Source organism: Rummeliibacillus sp. POC4, assembly GCF_003576525.1.
Lineage (GTDB): Bacteria > Bacillota > Bacilli > Bacillales_A > Planococcaceae > Rummeliibacillus.
The window spans coordinates 1-3,205 of record NZ_QWUA01000126.1 but is presented as its reverse complement, the minus strand read 5'-3'; the positions used below and the strand labels follow the sequence as shown (position 1 = coordinate 3,205).

At 29.7% G+C, this 3,205-nt stretch carries 5 protein-coding genes; 1 reads left to right on the top strand and 4 read right to left on the bottom strand.

Annotated elements, in window-relative coordinates; all coding sequences use genetic code 11:
• The coding region (locus D1606_RS18125) for a PDDEXK-like family protein (protein WP_199670785.1) at window positions 1-564 on the bottom strand (564 nt) is incomplete at its 3' end.
• A 249-nt stretch (window positions 565-813) separates the two neighbouring features.
• Between D1606_RS18125 and D1606_RS18120 the strand changes: the two genes are divergently transcribed.
• Window positions 814-1,179 carry a hypothetical protein gene (locus D1606_RS18120; protein ID WP_119417410.1) on the top strand — a complete coding sequence of 122 codons (366 nt, stop codon included), beginning with the start codon at window positions 814-816 and terminating at the stop codon, window positions 1,177-1,179.
• A gap of 143 nt (window positions 1,180-1,322) precedes the next feature.
• Here D1606_RS18120 and D1606_RS18910 read toward each other — a convergent pair whose 3' ends face one another.
• The 3 genes from D1606_RS18910 to D1606_RS19000 all read right to left on the bottom strand — a co-directional run.
• The gene (locus D1606_RS18910; RefSeq protein WP_158582436.1) at window positions 1,323-1,496 is read right to left on the bottom strand and encodes a hypothetical protein; all 174 of its coding nucleotides are present in this window, start codon (window positions 1,494-1,496) and stop codon (window positions 1,323-1,325) included.
• Between the two features lie 84 nt (window positions 1,497-1,580).
• Window positions 1,581-2,684, bottom strand: coding sequence for a DUF4145 domain-containing protein (locus D1606_RS18115; RefSeq protein ID WP_119417409.1), 1,104 nt, complete (start codon window positions 2,682-2,684; stop codon window positions 1,581-1,583).
• An 84-nt stretch (window positions 2,685-2,768) separates the two neighbouring features.
• A partial coding sequence (locus tag D1606_RS19000; protein WP_199670784.1) for a hypothetical protein occupies window positions 2,769-3,205 on the bottom strand: 437 nt, incomplete at its 5' end.

Sequence of the window (3,205 nt, the reverse complement as noted above, 5' to 3'; positions counted from 1 at the left end):
ATATAACATCAGAATGGTATGTAAAATGGATTCGATTCGTTCATAAGTCATGATAAAATATTGATTATTTGAAGGCTCTTCCCCATCAAGCGTTAAGTATATTGGGATAATCGTAAAATTCTCAAATTGATGTTCAATATATTCTAAGTAATCATCCAACTGATTTTCCGATTCAGTCGAATAAAACTTATTTTCAATTAGAAAGACCGTTTTCAACTGTTGGTTGACAATAAGTAAATCGATATATCGATTTTTATCTGTTTTTACCTCACGATATACATGGCTATCTATTAAGGATTGGTTCAGAATTCCCCCGATAGTGTCATATTGTGGATTTTTATTATTTTCATCTATCAAAATTAAGTGTTCCAACATTTTACGTAAAAAATAATCACGTAAACTATGATTTTCTTTCGGATTTAGTAGCCATGATAATATATTCGAATGCCGAATTTCATGACTTTCTAGTTTCAATATTTTTAACGTATTAAACGAATTCACAGCCTGATTCAATTGTTGGAAGGCTGTGTCGTTTTCTAGGTTGAATAGATCTCGAATGTTCATTACTGTCACTCCTGATTTAGATTAGAATTTATAAAACCTTATTAATAACATTATATTGTAATTATTTAACTTTCTTATTTTTCTTACTTTAAGTTGCAATGATAATAATTAAAAATATCTCTATTGTAGTACGATTACGCGATAATAGTTATTACCTCATACATTCGATTATTGACAAATTACTATAATAGCTATATACCAAAATAGTAATATGGAAAAACCAATAGTAATACAGGGAGAGAATTAACTATGACAGATGAAAGAATACTTATTAAAAAAGCTGAAATAAAACGTGCAATTGAAAAATTAACAAAAAAAGAATTATGTAAAGCATTAGGAATAAGCTATACATTCTATCTAAATAGTATTAATGAAAATAATAAACCTTCAAAGAAAATGATTAAAAGAATCAAAGATTACATAGATAAGCCAACAGATGAAGTATACCGGAAAGTTTTTATGAATAGAGAAACAGAATTAACATCATTTCACGAATCTCTTGAAATTCAAAAAAAGGATATTTTAAATTCAGGTGAAGAATTGATGGATAAAAAAGTTATTAACGAGGAAGCATTACTCTTTGCTAAATTTGAGCTTAGGAATATTAATTTATAATTCTCATTATTTCTAACATCAATTATTGACTAAGGCACTAAAATCAATGATTTAGATTTAGTGCCTTTTGGTCCCTTGTTATATTGACTACCAGTTCTATCAAACTTTGTATCTTATTATAATTTAAGCTATTCTTAAATTCTTCATTTTCTCTTTCTCATAAGGAGATAGGTTATACCTACAAGGAATAATACAATAGAATAACCTATTAATAAATTATTAACAGTTCTATCAATAGCAAAATCAATTATAACTGAAATTCCTAACACTATAGAAAAAATTAAAGCTGCAATAGCTATTGATACGAACTTATTCATAAACGTCCTCCTATAATGGCATTAAGCTACCTAAATCCGTTTAGGTATCTGTATTTTATCTAACCCCAGGCTTGTTACTTCAGCTTAACTCAACTGCATATCTCCACTTACCATATTACTATACATCACACTTTTAGCTTTTAATTGGCTAAACAAATTGGCAAGGGCCGTTTCACCTACATTTCTGTATTTGCCAAGTAATACGAGTTCTTTTGGTAGATCAGCTACTTTTGTAAATGCTTGTTCTTGCAAGCTATTCACTAGGCTTGTAAGACCTGGGAAGTTTTCTTTTGTTAGTGGTACTTCTCCCAGAACATCAGTCAAGATAATATAATCAGCTTTGTAGAATAGTAATGTTTCTCCAGCATACATCTCTTGAATTTTTTTTCGTTCAATCTCTTCTTCGACATAGGTTTTTAACTCTTCGAAAAATGTTGCATCATTTGTTTCTTTAAAACGTTTTACATATTCATGTAACCCTTCTAACTGAGATGGTAACTCACTCATAATTCGTGCTTGTTGCTCTCCATTTAAACGAATTAAGAACGTTGTTGATTTTGGAAAACGTTGAGGTAATAAAAAAGCATCACGTAAAAAAAGCGGTATTTCAATTGTTTGATCTTGATAACTTATGGATCGAGCAATTTTCTTCGTTGTTTGGGTTGGTACTAATTGTTGTTGCTGTTGATTTCCCTCCCCATTCATCATTCCTTCGATTAATTCTTTAATTCTTTCAATTAAAGACTCATCATTTTCCTGATCTCTGTATGGTTTTGGTTCTATGTATGGCGGTACTTCTGTATCTGGGCTCGCATACGTTTCAATGTACCAACTGATTACTAAATGGGCATATTCCCAAACAGTTAAAGCTTCTCGGATTAATATTTTGCGTGATCCATCATGTGTCGCGATATTCCCTTGCTTACGTACTAATGTAATGGCTTTATCTGCAGTATCTGTTAGTATACCTTCTTGCTTCAATGCTAGTTGCTGCTCTGCAAAGTTTGACCATTGAAGATGGTGCATTTTCTCAATCTTAGCGACATGCTTTACTAATGTTTCAACAAGAGTTCGCATAGATTGAGTCGCAGCACGAGGCGTTACGAAAATTAACTTTTCAATTTCATCTGTTAACTCTGCTAGTTGTGGGTTTATGTCTTTTAAAACATCGTACATTTGACTTGTCATTGTATTGCTCCTATTTTATAATATTTTATCTTGATTCTTATAGTTGGAAATTCACCGTTTTTGTTACTTAAATAATAATTTTATCTAATAAACAAGTACAGTTTGTGGATTTAATTTTTCTAAATAATTTAGTATTGCTTCCCTTTCATTTTCAAGGGCCTTATCGGTTATATCTAATGCAGGAAAGAAAACGCTCATATTCCCATCAAAATGATTAAATTCATTTAAAAGTGTCTTTTTAGAGGCAAAAAACGCTCTGTGTTTAATGTTTTCTTTTATGCTATTATCAGAAAATGCCTTAAATATAATTTTACTTAACATATCATATTTTTTTGTATTTATTTTGTATAAATCTACCAAGTTCTTTTCTACACTTAGTCTTAAAAACAAGTAATTTAAAGTATGAAAAAGAGACCTTTTTAACAACTTATAATTTGTGTCTTCCTTTAACACTTTAGCATTTTTAACATTATAATTTATAATATCTTGAGAACTAATTTCGATGTTATTTTTGAAGCATT

Excerpts from the sequence above, each read along its gene's own strand:
- D1606_RS18120 (WP_119417410.1), top strand. The coding sequence starts at position 814 with ATGACAGATGAAAGAATACTTATTAAAAAAGCTGAAATAAAACGTGCA.
- D1606_RS18910 (WP_158582436.1), bottom strand. The coding sequence starts at position 1,496 with ATGAATAAGTTCGTATCAATAGCTATTGCAGCTTTAATTTTTTCTATA.
- D1606_RS18115 (WP_119417409.1), bottom strand. The coding sequence starts at position 2,684 with ATGACAAGTCAAATGTACGATGTTTTAAAAGACATAAACCCACAACTA.